Here is a 17,364-nt window from a genome sequence, read left to right as displayed (position 1 = left end):
AAGGAGGTTTGCGACCTGGTTTAGCAGCCGTGTCCGCTGCATGTCTGTTACCTATCTCCCCGACCGCTCATTGGACCAACTCCAGAGATTGGGCTCTATCGCTCAGCCAATACGAAACCGGCATTGGCTGATGCCACAACCGAGACGAACACAAATGGCTCGGTACCTGTATTTCGCGCCCCGTGCACTTGGCCCGGTCTTGCCACGGCTATCTCACCTTCCCTGAGGGCACGAACAATCCCATTGCCCTGAAAGTAATCAGCCATTCCCGACAAAACAGTCCACGTGTCTTGGCCGTGAGGATGAATGTGAGCCGCAATTTCCTGCCCGGGATGGACATGCCAAACCACGATAATTGAGTCTCGGGTTTCAAGCACAACGGAACGAATAGGCTCGCCTTCGGACGGCTGAACATACTCGGCTACAGAAAATATTCTCGATTCAACAGTCATCGGAGATCCCTCTTTCACAGTTGTCGTTACGGTCTTCATCGTCGGCATCCTGACGCACGGCGGGCAATTGCTGGAGCAACGCCGGCAGCCATTCCTGTACCGTCTCCCACACCACATCGAGGTTGATGTCGAAATAGCCGTGAGCCATGCGATTACGCATATTGCGCATGCTGCGCCACGGCACGTCGGCATGCGCCTGGGTGAACTCGACGTAGCCATCCATCACCTTTGTGGCCGCCTCGCCGATGACGATCAGGCTCATGATGACGGCCTGCTGGGTGCGCTTGTCGGCCAAGAAGTCGTCCTTGGCCATCCCTTCCACGAAGCTGCGCGCATCGGTTGCGGCCTGCTGAATGTGGTCGAGGTAATCGGGCAGGCGGTTCTCGCTCATATCGGTTGCGCCTCCGCGAGCACCTTGGCCCGGAACTTCGGCGGCAGGTCGCCGGGAGTCAGCAGATCGACGTCAACGCCGAGCAGCGATTTCAGTTCTTCTTCCAAATCGCCCAAGTCCAACAACGTGGCACCGGGCAGCGCATCGACCAACAGGTCGAGGTCGCTGCCATCCCGGTCGGTGCCATGCAGCACCGAGCCGAAGACGCGCGGGTTCGCGGCGCGAAAGCGGCCTACCGCTTCACGCACTGCGCTTCGCTTCATGTCAAGCACAACAGACGGTCGCATGCGCATCCTTTCTTATCGAAACTCGTTGAGATGATATGCAATCAAGAATAGAATTTCAAGAACTATTTTCGAGAATCGCAATGCCTTGATTCCCGTGCCGCGCCGGTTGCCTTGGCGGGCTTGTCACAAACCTACGTTTTCAAGAAGAAGGAAACCGCATGCCCCGCCGTTCGATCCTCTCCGCCGCCGAGCGCGAAAGCCTGCTGGCGTTGCCGGACACCAAGGATGAGTTGATCCGTCACTACACGTTCAGCGAAAGCGACCTCTCCATCATCCGGCAGCGGCGCGGCCCGGCCAATCGGCTGGGCTTCGCGGTGCAGCTCTGCTACCTGCGCTTTCCCGGCGTCATCCTTGGCGCTGATGAGCCACCGTTCCCGCCATTGCTGAGACTGGTCGCCAACCAGCTCAAGGTCGGCATCGAAAGCTGGGACGAGTACGGGCAGCGTGAGCAGACCCGACGCGAGCACCTGGTCGAGCTGCAAACGGTGTTCGGCTTCCAGCCGTTCACGATTGGCCACTACCGGCAGGCTGTCCAGTTGCTGACCGAGCTGGCCATGCAAACCGACAAGGGCATCGTGCTGGCCAGAGCCTTGATCGAGCACCTGCGGCGGCAGTCGGTCATTGTGCCCGCCCTCAACGCCGTCGAGCGGGCGAGCGCCGAAGCGATTACCCGCGCCAACCGGCGTCTCTACGACGCCTTGGCTGAGCCGCTGACGGACGTGCATCGCCGTCGCCTCGACGATCTGCTCAAGCGCCGCGACAACGGCAAGACGACGTGGCTGGCCTGGCTGCGGCAATCCCCGGTCAAACCGAACTCGCGGCACATGCTGGAACACATCGAACGCCTCAAGGCGTGGCAGGCGCTCGACCTGCCCTCCGGCATCGAGCGGCTGGTTCACCAGAACCGGCTGCTCAAGATCGCCCGCGAGGGCGGCCAGATGACGCCCGCCGACCTGGCGAAGTTCGAGCCGCAGCGGCGTTACGCGACCCTGGTGGCGCTCGCCATCGAGGGCATGGCCACCGTCACCGACGAAATCATCGACCTGCATGACCGCATCCTGGGCAAGCTGTTCAATGCCGCCAAGAACAAGCATCAGCAGCAGTTCCAGGCATCCGGCAAGGCGATCAATGCCAAGGTGCGGCTGTTCGGGCGCATCGGCCAGGCGCTGATCGAGGCCAAGCAAGCGGGCCGCGATCCGTTCGCCGCCATCGAGGCCGTCATGTCCTGGGATGCTTTCGCCGAGAGCGTCACCGAAGCGCAGCGGCTCGCGCAACCCGAGGACTTCGATTTCCTGCACCGCATCGGCGAGAGCTACGCCACGCTGCGCCGCTACGCGCCGGAATTTCTCGACGTGCTCAAGTTGCGGGCCGCGCCCGCCGCCAAGGACGTACTCGACGCCATCGAGGTGCTGCGCAGCATGAACAGCGACAACGCCCGCAAGGTGCCCACCGACGCGCCGACCGAGTTCATCAAGCCGCGCTGGCAGAAGCTGGTGATGACCGACACCGGCATCGACCGGCGCTACTACGAACTGTGCGCGCTGTCGGAGCTGAAGAACGCGCTGCGCTCCGGCGACATCTGGGTGCAAGGCTCGCGCCAGTTCAAGGACTTCGAGGACTACCTGGTGCCGCCCGCGAAATTCGCCAGCCTCAAGCAGGCCAGCGAATTGCCGCTGGCCGTGGCCACCGATTGCGACCAGTACCTGCATGACCGGCTGACGCTGCTGGAAACGCAGCTCGCCACCGTCAACCGCATGGCGCTGGCCAACGAGCTGCCGGACGCCATCATCACGGAGTCGGGCCTGAAGATCACGCCGCTCGATGCGGCGGTGCCCGATACCGCACAGGCCCTGATCGACCAGACGGCGATGATCCTACCGCACGTCAAGATCACCGAATTGCTGCTGGAGGTAGACGAATGGACGGGCTTCACCCGGCACTTCGCCCACCTGAAGTCAGGCGACCTGGCCAAGGACAAAAACCTGTTGCTGACCACGATCCTCGCCGACGCGATCAACCTGGGCCTGACCAAGATGGCGGAATCGTGCCCCGGCACGACCTACGCCAAGCTGGCCTGGCTGCAAGCCTGGCACATCCGCGACGAAACCTACGGGGCGGCACTGGCCGAGCTGGTCAACGCGCAGTTCCGACATCCCTTCGCCGAGCATTGGGGCGACGGCACCACGTCATCGTCGGACGGCCAGAACTTCCGCACCGGCAGCAAGGCCGAGAGCACCGGCCACATCAATCCGAAATACGGCAGCAGCCCAGGGCGGACGTTCTACACCCATATCTCCGACCAGTACGCGCCGTTCCACACCAAGGTCGTGAACGTCGGCGTGCGCGACTCGACCTACGTGCTCGACGGCCTGCTGTATCACGAATCCGACCTGCGGATCGAGGAGCACTACACCGACACGGCAGGGTTCACGGACCACGTCTTCGCGTTGATGCACCTCCTGGGCTTCCGCTTCGCCCCGCGCATTCGTGACCTGGGCGACACCAAGCTCTACATCCCGAAGGGCGATGCCACCTACGAGGCGTTGAAACCGATGATCGGCGGCACGCTCAACATCAAGCACGTCCGCGCCCATTGGGATGAAATCCTGCGGATGGCCACCTCGATCAAGCAGGGCACGGCGACGGCCTCGCTGATGCTCAGGAAGCTTGGCAGCTACCCGCGCCAGAACGGCCTGGCCGTCGCCCTGCGTGAGCTGGGACGCATCGAGCGCACACTGTTCATCCTGGACTGGCTGCAAAGCGTCGAGCTGCGCCGCCGCGTGCATGCCGGGCTGAACAAAGGCGAGGCGCGCAACGCGCTGGCCCGCGCCGTGTTCTTCAACCGCCTGGGGGAAATCCGCGACCGCAGCTTCGAGCAGCAGCGCTACCGGGCCAGCGGCCTCAACCTGGTGACGGCGGCCATCGTGCTATGGAACACGGTCTATCTGGAGCGGGCCGCGAACGCCTTGCGTGGCCACGGTCAAGCCGTCGATGACGGCCTGTTGCAGTACCTGTCGCCGCTCGGCTGGGAGCACATCAACCTGACCGGCGATTACCTCTGGCGCAGCAGCGCCAAGATCGGCGCGGGCAAGTTCAGGCCGCTACGGCCGCTGCAACCGGCTTAGCGTGCTTTATTTAATGAGATGGTCACTCCCTCCTTCCCGGTACTATGCTGAGGACAGGCTTTCATTCGGAGAACTATCATGGAAAACATTGCGCTCATTGGTATCGATCTGGGTAAAAACTCTTTCCATATTCATTGCCAGGATCGTCGCGGGAAGGCTGTTTACCGTAAAAAATTTACCCGGCCAAAGTTGATCGAATTTTTGGCGACATGCCCCGCTACAACCATCGCAATGGAAGCCTGTGGCGGTTCTCACTTTATGGCACGCAAGTTGGAAGAGTTGGGGCATTCCCCAAAGCTGATATCACCACAATTTGTCCGCCCGTTCGTTAAAAGCAATAAAAACGACTTTGTCGACGCCGAAGCTATTTGTGAAGCTGCATCGCGTCCGTCTATGCGTTTTGTGCAGCCCAGAACGGAATCTCAGCAGGCAATGCGGGCTCTGCATCGTGTCCGTGAATCCCTGGTTCAGGATAAGGTAAAAACAACCAATCAAATGCATGCTTTTCTGCTGGAATTTGGCATTAGCGTTCCCCGAGGAGCTGCCGTTATTAGCCGACTGAGTACCATTCTTGAGGATAATAGTTTGCCTCTTTACCTCAGCCAGTTATTGCTGAAATTACAACAGCATTATCACTATCTTGTTGAGCAGATTAAAGATTTGGAATCCCAGTTGAAACGAAAGTTGGACGAAGATGAGGTTGGACAGCGCTTGCTGAGCATTCCCTGCGTCGGAACACTGACAGCGAGTACTATTTCAACTGAGATTGGCGACGGGAAGCAGTACGCCAGCAGCCGTGACTTTGCGGCGGCAACAGGGCTTGTACCTCGGCAGTACAGCACGGGAGGTAGGACGACATTGCTGGGAATTAGTAAGCGAGGTAATAAAAAGATCCGAACTTTGTTGGTTCAATGTGCCAGGGTATTCATACAAAAACTGGAACACCAGTCTGGCAAATTGGCCGATTGGGTCAGGGATTTACTGTGCCGGAAAAGCAACTTTGTCGTCACTTGTGCTCTGGCAAACAAGCTGGCCAGAATAGCCTGGGCCCTAACGGCACGACAGCAAACTTATGTAGCATAACGGCAGAAATACACCGGTTTAAAGAATTACTGATCTGGTTTTGCGAATACTGATATTGATGATACTAACGGCCCACCGGCCTGTTGAGGAACCTGTAAAACGGAAAGGCTCATTGAAGCCGTATATTTTCTGGAGGTTCATCAGGCGCGGAACTCATCAAGGCGCGGGAATAAAATCCCATTCAGACGCCGGATAGATTCAAGCAAGCCAACTTGTCGTCAAAATCGGTGTTGCAAAAACGGGAGTGACCATAGATTCCGTTTTCTGAGACGACCCCTGAAAGCAATTCCCGGAGTCGATGACGTAGTAGTGTCGCTCTCGACCGGCGAGGCTGCCGTGCGTTATGACGAGCAACTCACCTCGCCCGATCAACTGAAATCGGCCGTGAAAGGCGCGGGCTATGGAGTGAGTGCGGCCAAGGCCACGCCCAATCATTAATCCAAGGGTGGTTGCTGCGGTTAACTCGTCCCTATGATGCTCAGAAGTTGGACCGCAGGCATGACTCGATGGCCTGCGGCTACATGAAGGTCACCAGCGCGCGCTCAGCAGGTTTGCCCGTAGCGACTACGGCCGCGCTTATGCTCGGCGTGTTCACTGTGTCGGTTGGTTTTGGCATCGTGCTTCCGCTTTTACCCTACCTAATTGAGCGACTCTTGGGAGCTGAAAGTGATGCTGCGCTAGTTTCCCAGCACACTGGGTTACTGACTGCTGTCTACACTCTCTCACTTTTTTTATTTGCACCCATGTGGGGCCGACTTTCCGATCAGCGCGGCCCGCGAGGTGTACTACTTGTAGGACTTCTCGGCTTTGGCGTAACCATGCTGGTTTTCTCTTTTGTTGAGTCTCATCGCTGTTTACGCCGAGCGCTTCATAAGCGGCATGTTTGCTGCAGCGGTGACGCCTGTTGCAGCGGCTGTATTCGGCAACGTCGCGACGACCGAGCAGGGACGGGCCCGTCGGCTTGCGTTCGTCAGCATGACAGGGATTAGCGGCTTCCTGCTTGGACCGATGCTGAGCGTGTTCGTAACGCGCTTTGCCGGCAGGATCCGTCGCGGTTCCGCTCGCGGTGACGGGACTGTTCGCCTTTTTAGTGGCCGGTGGAGTTGCGTTTTCAGTACCAAGTATTGAAGGCCTTGGTCGGACAAAGAAGATATCTAATGCCTTGGCCGATCAAAAAGCATGGCTCGTGCCAAAACTACTCATCCTCACTTTCATCGTTTCGGTGGGCGTCGGGACCTTCGAGGTCGGGCTCGGGCCTTGTTGATCAAATCCAAAGTCGGATACTCGCTCCCCAACCCGCCGGGCGGGCTTAGTTGACGGCCTGCCGAATGGGCATACCAAGCCCTATGACCTTGTTCATGACTTTTACCCCAGCCAGGATCTCACCCACCTGGGCGTTGTAGCTCCGCAGACTCAGTTTCGGACCGATGAGCTGCTTGAAGCGATACATGGCGGTCTCAGCTATCGAGCGCTGATGATAGCCAGAGTCCTTTTTCCATTGCTCCAGCTCTCCTGCCTTGAGCGCGGCAACCGCCTCGTTGCGTGGATGGCCTGTCTTCCAGAATGCCGCATTTTTTCTCGGCGGTATGGTGGCCTTGGCGCCCTTCTTTTGTAGTAGGGCATAACAGGCTTTGGTGTCATAGGCACCATCGGCGCTGACTTGTTCTATCTTGCGGCGCAAGGGGTTGAGCAGCGTGGGCAGCACCTCGTTATCGCCCACCGTTTCCAGGCTGACTTCGGCTGCGACGATGGCATGGGTCGCCGCATCTACGGCCAGGTGAAGCTTGCGCCAGACGCGGCGTTTCTCCTTGCCGTGCTTGCGAATTTTCCATTCGCCCTCGCCATAGACCTTGAGTCCGGTGGCATCGATGACCAGGTGAGCTACTGGGCCATGGCTCGGTAGGCGGTACTTGATTTCGACCGTCTTGGCGCGCTTGCTGATACAGCTGTAGTCCGGCGACTGTAAGGGCACATTCATCAGCTGGAACAGCGAGTTGATGAAGCCTTCCAAGGCACGCAGCGGTAGCTTGAATACCGCCTTGAGCATCAGCGCGGTTTCAATGGCGGAGTCGCTGTAATGGAAGCCTCGCCCTCGGCGGCCATGATGGGTCTGGCAATGCCACTGCTGGATGGCTTGCTCATCCATCCAGACGGTCAACGAACCACGTTGCACCAAGGCTTGGTTGTACTGTTTCCAGTTGCTGATCTTGTGCTTGGACTTGCCCATCTGGCGCTCCCGGTGGTGAACCTAAGAGATCAGATCACCAAACTGCGGGATAGTTCCCTGATTTGAGCAACAACGCCTCGGGCTCGCCCTGCGTGGGAAACAGGAACTAGGTTTGAGTCCATATCAGATTGCGCTGATGTTCACCGAGTGCAGCCTGGTCATGTTTGGGATGCAAGCAATCGTATTCTCACCTTGGTTTAAGCCGGACACGACCCGATGGCTCATCGCACCCGCATTCTCCGTGCTGGCTGCTGGGTTGTTCCTTGTACCTTGGGCATCTGATTTTATGTTGATGCTGGTCGTGATCGGTGCGGTCGCTGCCAGCGCCGGCATCCTGTCGCCGATCCTCACTTACTGGATCTCGGCCAAGCCTGGAAGCGCGCAGGGCTGGTACTACGCTGAACGCGCGGGGCCTGACATTCAAGTGAGTATCGCGGACCAACAAGAAATCTTCATTTCCTCGTGGCACTAACCGCTCTAACGCAGCCTTTTCGATCAAACGGCGCTGTCATCGAACTGCCATCACATTGCCACTTTTCTGTAATGGTCTCCGGTAAAAATGGCGCCAGTTTTTAGAGCGCGGGATAACTAGTCCTTTTTTACGCGTCTTTAAGGCTGGCTTTTTCTTGAGGTGGCCTGCGCCATCTCATCTTATTTTGGAGATCAATATGCGTTTTGTTTCTACACGAATTGCAGCGGGCTTGTGTGGTGGCTTGGTGTTGGCCATGAGTGTTCCGGCCGGTGCCGCAGTCGATGCGAAACTGCTCGAAATGCTCAAAGCCAATGGCTCCATTACGCCAGAGCAGTATTCTGAGTTGAAGACCGAGTTGAATCGTGACATGCAAGCCAACCAACAATTGGCCGGTCAACAAATCAAGAAGGAAGACTTGACGGCGTTTGAACAGAAGTTGGCCTGGGCTGCCAAGACCCAAATCAAAGGCGACGTGCGCGTGCGTCAAGAGACAATCAAGATTGACGGTGGTCGCGACAAGGATCGCCAGCGTATCCGTGCTCGTCTCGGTGCCTATAGCGAAGTCAACCCACAAGTTGACGCCGGTATCCGCATCGCTACAGGAGGTGGTGACGATGCCCGCTCCACCAACCAGGACCTGGACAACTACTTCGACAAGAAACAACTGTGGTTGGACCAGGCCTACATCGATTTCCACCCTACAGCCGTGAAGAACCTTCATATTATCGGCGGCAAGATGGCGCAGCCATGGGTGAGCATGGGAGATGTGATCTGGGACGGTGACATTAATCCTGAAGGTTTAGCTGCCACCTACAAATACCCGCTCGGTGACGCAGAGCTATTCGGCAGCGCTGGTTACTACACGCTCAAGGACAGCGTAGATGGCGAGGGTGTGCAATTTCGCCACGATCTGCGCTTGTACGCCGGCCAGCTCGGTGCCCGCTTCGCTCCGTCCGACAACCTCAAGGTCACCTTGGGCGGTAGCGTCTATAGCTATGACAACGACAAGGACAGCCGCTGCACCAGCACCAGCACGCCGTGTGCGCTGGCTGTCAATGGCAACTCCACTAACAAGTTTCGCCTGTACGAAGCCTTTGGCCAAATCGACATCAGCGGCTTGCCAATCCCACTCTCCCTCTATGGGCAATATGTGGTCAACAACGAGACCGACAGCAACCAGGACACCGCTTGGTTGACGGGCCTCAAGACTCGGGTGTATGACTTCAACCTCGATTACAACTACCGCGATGTTCAGCGCAACGCTGTGGTCGGCGCCTTCACTGATTCCGATTTTGCCTACGGTACTACCGGCTCGCGTGGACACAAATTCAAGGTGGGTTACGACATCGACAAGAACTTTGGGATCGGTGCTACATACTTCTTGGCTGATGCAGATTACTCCAGCCGCTCTCAGCAGAACGCCGATACCAACACCCTGCAGTTGGATGTGGAAGCGAAATTCTAAGGTCTGCCCTTGCGTCGTGATCGGAACGCTGAAGTCATTCAGCGTTTTCCGCTATATATCGGCGAGTATTGGCGTGTAGATCCTCATCACATCAATCAATTGCGAGCGCGCCATACTGAGACATTTACTGACCAGCTTCACTGGTCGTCCCCCGGCAACAAGTGTGAGTGCGCGATTCATTTTCGCGAGCGGGTGATCTCCGTCGCTTTTTGAGGGGGTGTACCGAATTTTGTGTGCGAAATAATTTACCCATTAGCTTGTGAGGCCATTGCTTCGCGGGGGCGCTGAATTTTTTCAAGATATCTTCGCCTTTGGCGTTTCAGGCATACCGAGTTGGTTGCGCAATACGCAGGGCCAGGAAAGTGGTAATCGAGCTTTCCAGCTCGCGCACTGAACTGAAACTGCCCTCACGTAAATACACCGTGATGCCCCGAAAAAAGCGTTCAACCATGAGCTGGAGGTCGGAGTGAAATGCATGGAAGCGTTTATGTTTTTCCAGCCACGCCTTCACTTTTGGATGCTTGTGAGTGACGTAGTTGTCAACGATCAAGTGCAACTGAAGGTGCTTGGGTGTTTCTCGATTGATTTTCTTGAGAAGTTCCAACCACTCCTGATGCCGGTGCTGATATTCAATACTGCTGATCAAGCGTCCCTGAAGATAGTCCAGCGCGGTGAACAACCTGACGGTGCCGTGGCGTACATAATCGTGCGACTGCGTGCGGATATGGCCGATGCCCAAAGGCAACCCAGGCTGGGTGCGTTCAAGTGCTTGCATCTGGCTTTTTTCATCAAAGCAGAGCACCAGCGCCTTGTCCGGCGGGTCCAGGTAGAGTCCGATAACGTCCCAGAATTTCTCTTCAAAATTCGGGTCATTGGACAATTTGAAGGTGCGAGTCAGGTGCGATTTCAAGTCATTGGCCGCCCAGAGTTTGTGCACGCGGGTAGCCGAAATTCCAGCCGCTCGTGCCATGCTTCGGCAGCTCCATCGAGGTTCACCGATGCGCGGTTGAAAGAATTGCTCAAGAACACGGTGCACAGTTTCAAGGGGCAGAAAAGGTTTACGACCTCGACCTGGTTTATCGAGCAAACCGAACCGCTGACACCAGCAAGTGATTACGAGGAGTGAGAACCCGGTGAGCCGGGCAATCTCTACTCTCGTGCAACCTTGAGCTGCCAACAGAATTACTCGTGCCCGACGACCGTCGCGCTGGCTGATGGTGGCCGAACGTACGCACCGGCTCGGCTCGGCGTGCTCTTCTGGACTGAGGGTGATTTTGGGGCGTTCACCTGAGCTTCTCCGAACGTTGGATGACACAACAAGTGTAACCAAGATTGGAGAAATGTTAATTCGAGAACAGCACACTAGATCACTCTATCTCTTGAAGCTTTCGCATGAACTCGGCAGCCATTTCAGGGGGAGCCCAGGTATTAACTTCTATCCAGTCGTCACGCACTCCCATTCGGACTCTTGCTACTTTACTAAGAGCTAGTTGCATCCCCTTCATGGAAAGCCCAGTCTTATCACTGGCGTCCTCACGATTCATTTTTTCAACTAAAACAAGTCTGACGGCATAGAGTGATTTGAGTGTTAGTCGATCTACCTTCTGAATCAGCATATCAAAGTCGTCCGCATCCATTGGAACGTCCTTACCGTTCTTCATGACGCCGTTGAATCTTGCCATTAGGATGTCCATTTTTTATGGGTCAAAGGACACAGCTTAGCGCAGTGATCATTTTTGTAGTAGGTAATTCGCTAGTGGCCTGAGCGGTTAATCCATTAATTTATTTTTTATCACGCTCAGCTTCGCCTTATGTACCGAGCGGCACTGTTGCAAAGTTAGCGATGAGGCAGCCTTTTGTCTTATTCAAAGGCCTTACATTTCAAAAACTCTGCTTACCAGGCGCATTTCGCCCAGGGGATCACCATAATAAAATGCTGAGGCCTGGCCTTTGCGTAGTGCACGCATCACCTCAATACCTTTGATGGTGGCGTAAGCCGTCTTCATGGATTTAAATCCCAGCGTGGCGCCGATTATCCGTTTCAGTTTGCCATGATCGCATTCAATCACGTTGTTCCGGTACTTAATCTGTCGGTGTTCAACGTCAGACGGGCACCGGCCTTCGCGTTTGAGCAGAGCAAGCGCGCGACCATAGGCGGGCGCTTTATCCGTGTTGATGAATCGCGGGATCTGCCACTTCTTCACGTTGTTGAGGATTTTACCCAGAAACCGGTATGCAGCTTTGCTGTTACGACGGGAGGAGAGATAAAAATCGACAGTGCGGCCCCGGCTGTCGACGGCCCGGTACAGATACGCCCAGCGGCCATTGACCTTCACGTAGGTTTCATCCATGTGCCACGGGCAAAGATCGGAAGGGTTACGCCAGTACCAGCGCAGCCGTTTTTCCATTTCAGGCGCATAACGCTGAACCCAGCGGTAAATCGTGGAGTGATCGACATTCACTCCGCGTTCAGCCAGCATCTCCTGCAGCTCACGGTAACTGATGCCGTATTTGCAGTACCAGCGTACGGCCCACAGAATGATGTCACGCTGAAAATGCCGGCCTTTGAATGGGTTCATGTGCAGCTCCATCAGCAAAAGGGGATGATAAGTTTATCACCACCGACTATTTGCAACAGTGCCCTTATTAATCGCGTGAATGAACGACCTAAGTAAAATTGTTGTGCGTAGTCCGTCATGCCCTTCCAATTTAAGAGCCTTGATACTGCGCTTCAAATAAGTACGAACAGTTTCGGTTGATACGTTGCATGTCTTAGCAATGGTTTCATGTGGTGTACCGAGAGCGTAGAGCGTACTAATTTCGAGCTGCTTAGGTGAGAGTTCAGGAAAAAGAATTTCAAGTGATTCGAATGTTTCTCTCTGTTTCATGTAGATATCCTATTGCTAATCAAAACTAAAAAATGATGCAAAATCGAGTTGCACTTGTTCAGGATTGCAGGGATAGAATCGGTAGGTACATGAATTGAAATAGCTTTTCAAAGCCGGAACGATGAGAGCAAACATCCGTTGAGGATTTACTGCTGATGCCCATGCAGGGAGTGAGCTTTAAAGAGGGTGCTTTAGGCAGGTTTAACGTAGTGGTCATATGTTTAGTTCCAGAGATAAGGCAGAGGATCGCATACGCCTGAGTTCCTACACTCATTATGGCGATAGCCCAGACGGGGGTAGGAATGCCGGTTATCTCTTTACCGACCAGCCCGAGAGCTGCCCCGCCTGAGCTACCATAGAAATACTGGCGAGATCCATTTCTGGAAGCTTGGCTTTGGTTGTGAAAAGGTCAAAAACATTCTCACAGAGATATAAGCGGGTTCCTACGCCCGGCAGCGGAACTAGCTGCTGCCAAAGTAGGGTACTTCTGTATATCTTGTTAGTCAATCACCGCAGTTGTTATGAATCGCCATGTTTTTAGGAGAAAGTAGTGCATTGATCACTCTAAGATCATGCACGCTAAAACACATAAAATACCTTTAATCGGTCTACAGTTGTGCTAACATCTTAATCGAGTTGTTATTCAGTAGTTAGGAGAGAAACATGACTCATCTTATACATTGCAGAAGAGTTTTAGGTTTGACAGAGCTTAAGAGAAATCCTGTTGAAGCTGTTGCATCTGGAAAGGGAGAGCCTGTTGCTGTTCTTAGCTACAATGAACCAGCTTTTTACTGCGTGCCATCTGAGCTCTTTGAACGTATGCAATTTGCTTTTGAGCAATTTGAATCAGGCAAATCAGCCTGAGTAACTGCGTCAGGGCTTCAAATTGATCCCTTCTAAATCAGGTGGTAAAGTTCAATACAATTCAATGAATTCTTAGGTAGTCGCGCCATAAGGCGACATTATTTAGGTTCCAGTGGACCTTAAAATGACAAAAACCCCGAAATCTTCTTCATCTTTGGCGGGACGAGAAAGATATCCGGGGTTCCTAGAATCCAACAGATAATGTTGTATCTGTTGGGGAGTATAACTCGTGCGCGAAAAAAGACAAGTCTTTCCGTGCCTGCTCCTTCTGTGCAACATAAGCGCAGGAAGGCGTGGCTGAGGTTCAAACACCTTTAACCCAATACCGACAGGTTAAAAACCCTACACCGGTATTCACCCCCTCAGAAGGCAAGAAAACATTGCCATTCTGTCGAAAACTAATGGCTAAAGCTGAAGGCTTTACGTCCCGTTTCGATTTTGCAATCCACGTCGCATACATGCGGGCGTTAGGTGTGCGTAAACGCATGCCTCCACTGCTGCGCCGGCGTGCGATTGATGCGCTTTTACAGGCATTGTGTTTCCATTACGATCCCCTGGCCAACCGGGTTCAGTGCTCTATTACGACTCTGGCTATCGAGTCCGGTCTGGCCACCGAATCCAAAAATGGCAATTTATCCATCACCCGTGCTACCCGCGCTCTTCAGTTCATGGCCGAGCTGGGCCAAATTACATACCAGACTGAATATGATCCGCAGATAGGGTGCTATATTCCGACTGATATCACTTTTACACCGGTGATGTTTTCTGCCCTGGATATCTCTGACGTTGCTGTGGCAGCTGCACGCCGCAGCCGCGTGGAATGGGAAAATCAAAAGCGGAAGAAACAGCGGTTAGAGCCGCTTGAAATGGATGAATTGATAGCAAAAGCCTGGCGGTTTGTTCGTGAGCGTTTCCGTAGTTACCAGATAGAGCGTAAAGCGCACGGGCAGAAACGCGCTACAGCACGTCGTGATGCCGATCGCCAACGTAAAGATGTTGAAGCGCTGGTCAGGCAGCAGCTGACCCGTGATATTGCCCGGAAACGGTTCTTCGGGGATCACGAAGCCGTTAAACGTGAAGTAGCACGAAGGGTGAAGGAGCGAATGCTCTTATCCCGCAATAACAACTATACCCGGCTGTCTCCAGTTACAACCTGATCCTGTGCTTTTAATTCATCCGGCTGAGCCGGAGGATTTCGCACGTCAGAAGCTCCCTCCTGTTTGTTAAGTAACCACCTTTGTCTGTTTTATCTGATGCCGTTCACCCTTTGACACTACAAATCTTCCCCAGATCTGTGGTTTTTCGTACGCCTGTGCTGCTCATACTGGTTATACACATTTAACTGCAAGGGAACTTTACGTAAGGCTAAAACCGATAAGGCTACAGGGCGCTACTCGTAAAGGTTTCAAGGTGCGTAATATCATTTAAACCCCAGCTCTCTAGTTCTTTTAAAAGACTTAAGTTTCTATCATTTAAATAAATAACCTATTCGCCGTCTGTCCTGTGGACAGTCTCAGTTAACGATCGCCCTTGCAGCGGACTACGTCCGCGCCGGTTCGATAACGTCGCTTCGCGACTCCAGGTAGCACCCGCCATCCTGGCGGGCAGGGTGCAGAACGTCACAACATCCTTTGAAGTCAGAACCGGAACCAGCATATCTGTAGCCTTAACCACAGGACCCACCACTGAAAAGCGCCGCCACCCGGCCCAACGGGCCGGAAGACATCGCTTTTAATGATGGATGTTGTAACTAGGTTCCAAGTCGCTTTAATTCATACTGCGGCAGGTCCTGTGTAACACGCCCGTAAGCGGTCCTGACGGCCCGCTAACGCGGAGATACGCCCCGACAGCGGCTACGCCTTGTCGTGACCACTCCGACGGCGCACATCATTTCCTCTGCCACCTGTCAGCGGGTTATGGCTTAGCAGGGCGAAGGGATGGATTGGTGGAATCTATCAAAACTGTAACCGGCTGCGCCGGGCTACGGCGCCATTTACACGAGAGCAATATTCAGCGACAGAGGGCGCCTTCATGCGCCTTCGGCGCATTTATTGAATGCCTGCGCGCTGCTCGGCATTCTCACCCCAGACATCAAATCTTATTACCGGTTACACCGGGCGATCCGACGGAATAACCCCCGGTGATTATTCCAACACTCTTTCTGCCGTCACCGTCATGTGCCTGGCGGCACATAAAGAATGTCCGCTGAATCGGGCCTTCTGGGTCATATTATTAATATAAAAAACCTTATTTAACATTCAGTTAAAAACATAAGCGCGCTATAATTAAACAGATACAGATACCTTTAAGATGAGGTCCTTCATGAGTATTCCCGGGCAACCATCCTCACCTGAAAAGATGACAAAGAAAGAGCGAAAAAAACACGAGCTCAGCCAGATGCTGAAAAAAGTGTGTTCCCGCTGGCCCGGGCTGTGGCCAGAATGGAAAAAACGGAAGTTCCGTCCAGTAGCTCTTGGCGTGGGTCAGGAGATGCATGACCAGCTGAAGGCGAATCCCGATCCTGACCTGACCCATCAGGATATTGCCAGGGTTATGTTTTATGTCACGGGAAGTCTGAGTTACCTGGAGCAGGTTAAAGCAGGTTCCTACCGCTATAACCTGGACGGCCACCCCGTCCAGCAAGTGACGGCAGAGGACGAGAAATACTCTCTTCTGCGTATCAAGGAAACGCATCAGCGTATAAAAGCGCGCGCCGCCAGGAAAGCTGCTGATCAGAGGATTTCTGAAAGGACAGGTTCACCATGACAGAACCCACCTCACTGACGACCCTGGCCGGCAACATGGCCTGGTGTGCCCTGGTTGCCCTCCATCTCGCTCGTATGGACGGCGTGGTTAAAGGTGAGTCACAGGAAAACCTGTTCCTGACACGCTGGCTTGCCACTGCGATGAAGCAAAAACGTTTCTCGCGTGAAGTGGCGCCGGATATAGAGTGGCTGCTGAAACAGGGGCGCCTCTACGGTGTCAGGGCGAAGCTTGCCAGTAAACTGGAATACCTCTGGCACGCCTGTACGGGGGAAATTTCAGCGCAGAGCGATCTGTTCCGGCTGACCTACGCCATTGAGACCGCAAAGAGCATGCAATGGACATACCGGCTGCTCAGCGAGCGCGAATGGAGTGGCCGCCGTGCCTTGCCGCTGAATCACGTTATAAACTGCCTTTATCTGTCTAAATCTTCTCTCGATGCAGCGTTTGATGAAGACGGCAGACAGGAAGGTGAGCTTCTGGCCAGAATCACCGGTAATATCGCCGGTCTTTCAACTCTGCTGTTACGCTTTGGCTGGAAAGTGGTACCCACAGAGACCGCAGGGACTGACTTCCTTTTTCATTTCCGTGCCGAAACGCGCTGCACGTTTGAATAAGGCTGGAGGCGGGTGATGCCTGAAGGATAACGCTGTTGGATATTTCAGCTCTGACATTGTTCATTCTCGTGAATTTCTATGCCGACTGAGTCGGTAAGCAGGCTTTCCTCTTTTTCGTCATTAACTACCGGTACGATCGACATGTCCATTGACCAGTCATGGCGGTTGACGATACCTTTACACAGGATTGATTTTTTAATCAAATGCCGGACATCCGGACTGAGTGTATCCCAGTGAACCAGCGTTATTCCCAAACTTTCGTAAGTCGCCCCCTTCTTGCGTAACATGCTGTTTTCTTTCGTTGTAGTAATGTTGATAGCTGACCAATTTTTTATGGACTCTTCAAATAACTCAAAATTCCACTCACCGGTTTCACGCATCCTTTTAACCAACTGAGTCAGCTGTGCCTGAATCCTGTGGGGGTGTTCCCGGATAACGCGGTGACCCTGATAGCTCCCCTTCATATTTTCGAGTGCTTGCGCAGCTGATTCGGAAACCATTCCAGTAAACCGGGTATAGGGGTGGAGTGTGCGGGGAAACAGGTGCGTAACCATTCCCCGCATATCTGTGTCAGTGACCTGGGGTTTGAGCTGAATGCATACCTGAATCAGTTCAAAAACATCTCTTAGTGTCATTTTTTTGGCTGTCATGTCCGCTCCGGTTCTGCATGTGCTTGCGTGGAAGGCACTGTTGCAAATAGTCGGTGGTGATAAACTTATCATCCCCTTTT

General features: G+C 54.1%; 19 protein-coding genes. 10 read left to right on the top strand and 9 right to left on the bottom strand.

Translation table 11 applies throughout. The features are described from left to right. Positions 1-95 precede the first annotated feature (95 nt). The 3 genes from FHN83_RS27710 to FHN83_RS27700 are packed head-to-tail and all read right to left on the bottom strand — an operon-like array spanning position 96 to position 1,130. Complete coding sequence (locus FHN83_RS27710) at positions 96-452, bottom strand: cupin domain-containing protein (protein WP_003465043.1); 357 nt, start codon at positions 450-452, stop codon at positions 96-98. Further along, positions 442-843 (bottom strand): DUF86 domain-containing protein, encoded by a 402-nt coding sequence (locus FHN83_RS27705; RefSeq protein WP_001293886.1) that lies wholly within the window; start codon positions 841-843, stop codon positions 442-444. The genes FHN83_RS27710 and FHN83_RS27705 overlap by 11 nt, the downstream gene beginning before the upstream one ends. Next, positions 840-1,130: a nucleotidyltransferase family protein gene (locus tag FHN83_RS27700; RefSeq protein WP_001247892.1), complete on the bottom strand. Its 291-nt coding sequence runs from the start codon at positions 1,128-1,130 to the stop codon at positions 840-842. The genes FHN83_RS27705 and FHN83_RS27700 overlap by 4 nt, the downstream gene beginning before the upstream one ends. A 158-nt stretch (positions 1,131-1,288) precedes the next feature. Between FHN83_RS27700 and FHN83_RS27695 the strand changes: the two genes are divergently transcribed. From FHN83_RS27695 to FHN83_RS28785, 4 genes are all read left to right on the top strand, one after another. Beyond that, a complete protein-coding gene (locus tag FHN83_RS27695) occupies positions 1,289-4,255 on the top strand; it encodes a Tn3-like element ISPa38 family transposase (RefSeq protein WP_003100881.1) in 2,967 nt (988 codons plus the stop codon). Between the two features lie 78 nt (positions 4,256-4,333). Then, entirely contained in the window at positions 4,334-5,338 is a 1,005-nt protein-coding gene (locus FHN83_RS27690) for an IS110-like element IS4321 family transposase (protein ID WP_000427623.1), read from the top strand. Positions 5,339-5,647: 309 nt separating this feature from the next. Continuing rightward, positions 5,648-5,776 (top strand): heavy-metal-associated domain-containing protein, encoded by a 129-nt coding sequence (locus tag FHN83_RS27685; RefSeq protein WP_197228370.1) that lies wholly within the window; start codon positions 5,648-5,650, stop codon positions 5,774-5,776. Between the two features lie 68 nt (positions 5,777-5,844). Next, positions 5,845-6,327, top strand: coding sequence for an MFS transporter (locus FHN83_RS28785; protein ID WP_197228371.1), 483 nt, complete (start codon positions 5,845-5,847; stop codon positions 6,325-6,327). Positions 6,328-6,647: 320 nt separating this feature from the next. On the opposite strand, the gene FHN83_RS27675 is transcribed toward FHN83_RS28785, so the two are convergent. Further along, positions 6,648-7,565: an IS5-like element ISEc35 family transposase gene (locus FHN83_RS27675; protein WP_072657383.1), complete on the bottom strand. Its 918-nt coding sequence runs from the start codon at positions 7,563-7,565 to the stop codon at positions 6,648-6,650. 112 nt (positions 7,566-7,677) lie between these two features. Between FHN83_RS27675 and FHN83_RS27670 the strand changes: the two genes are divergently transcribed. After that, on the top strand, positions 7,678-8,037 hold the full coding sequence (locus FHN83_RS27670; protein ID WP_197228372.1) for a hypothetical protein: 360 nt from the start codon (positions 7,678-7,680) through the stop codon (positions 8,035-8,037). 196 nt (positions 8,038-8,233) lie between these two features. After that, entirely contained in the window at positions 8,234-9,502 is a 1,269-nt protein-coding gene (locus FHN83_RS27665; protein WP_139565677.1) for a putative porin, read from the top strand. A 319-nt stretch (positions 9,503-9,821) separates the two neighbouring features. Here FHN83_RS27665 and FHN83_RS27660 read toward each other — a convergent pair whose 3' ends face one another. The 4 genes from FHN83_RS27660 to FHN83_RS27640 form a co-directional block, all read right to left on the bottom strand. Further along, complete coding sequence (locus tag FHN83_RS27660; RefSeq protein ID WP_407214780.1) at positions 9,822-10,817, bottom strand: IS630 family transposase; 996 nt, start codon at positions 10,815-10,817, stop codon at positions 9,822-9,824. Between the two features lie 52 nt (positions 10,818-10,869). Then, positions 10,870-11,184, bottom strand: coding sequence for a TrfB-related DNA-binding protein (locus FHN83_RS27655; RefSeq protein WP_159439626.1), 315 nt, complete (start codon positions 11,182-11,184; stop codon positions 10,870-10,872). Positions 11,185-11,376: 192 nt separating this feature from the next. Next, on the bottom strand, positions 11,377-12,081 hold the full coding sequence (locus FHN83_RS27645; protein ID WP_001067855.1) for an IS6-like element IS26 family transposase: 705 nt from the start codon (positions 12,079-12,081) through the stop codon (positions 11,377-11,379). Positions 12,082-12,117: 36 nt separating this feature from the next. Further along, a complete protein-coding gene (locus FHN83_RS27640; RefSeq protein WP_139565676.1) occupies positions 12,118-12,390 on the bottom strand; it encodes a sigma factor-like helix-turn-helix DNA-binding protein in 273 nt (90 codons plus the stop codon). A gap of 663 nt (positions 12,391-13,053) precedes the next feature. Between FHN83_RS27640 and FHN83_RS27635 the strand changes: the two genes are divergently transcribed. The 4 genes from FHN83_RS27635 to FHN83_RS27615 all read left to right on the top strand — a co-directional run bounded on the left by FHN83_RS27635 (position 13,054) and on the right by FHN83_RS27615 (position 16,634). Next, the gene (locus FHN83_RS27635) at positions 13,054-13,254 is read left to right on the top strand and encodes a hypothetical protein (RefSeq protein ID WP_139565675.1); all 201 of its coding nucleotides are present in this window, start codon (positions 13,054-13,056) and stop codon (positions 13,252-13,254) included. A gap of 293 nt (positions 13,255-13,547) precedes the next feature. After that, positions 13,548-14,411, top strand: coding sequence for an incFII family plasmid replication initiator RepA (repA, locus tag FHN83_RS27630; RefSeq protein ID WP_139565674.1), 864 nt, complete (start codon positions 13,548-13,550; stop codon positions 14,409-14,411). A 1,165-nt stretch (positions 14,412-15,576) separates the two neighbouring features. Continuing rightward, positions 15,577-16,020, top strand: a complete 444-nt coding sequence (locus tag FHN83_RS27620) for a ProQ/FINO family protein (RefSeq protein ID WP_157843898.1) — start codon at positions 15,577-15,579, stop codon at positions 16,018-16,020. Next, the gene (locus FHN83_RS27615) at positions 16,017-16,634 is read left to right on the top strand and encodes a DUF2913 family protein (protein WP_032650436.1); all 618 of its coding nucleotides are present in this window, start codon (positions 16,017-16,019) and stop codon (positions 16,632-16,634) included. Before FHN83_RS27620 ends, FHN83_RS27615 begins: the two co-directional genes overlap by 4 nt. Positions 16,635-16,678: 44 nt before the next feature. Here FHN83_RS27615 and FHN83_RS27610 read toward each other — a convergent pair whose 3' ends face one another. After that, complete coding sequence (locus FHN83_RS27610; RefSeq protein ID WP_032650439.1) at positions 16,679-17,284, bottom strand: hypothetical protein; 606 nt, start codon at positions 17,282-17,284, stop codon at positions 16,679-16,681. Between the last annotated feature and the right edge of the window lie 80 nt (positions 17,285-17,364).

Source organism: Leclercia adecarboxylata (assembly GCF_006171285.1).
GTDB classification, from domain to species: Bacteria; Pseudomonadota; Gammaproteobacteria; order Enterobacterales; family Enterobacteriaceae; genus Enterobacter; species Enterobacter barmai.
Note: the sequence above shows the minus strand (reverse complement) of the source record. Positions and strands in the feature narration are given on the sequence as shown.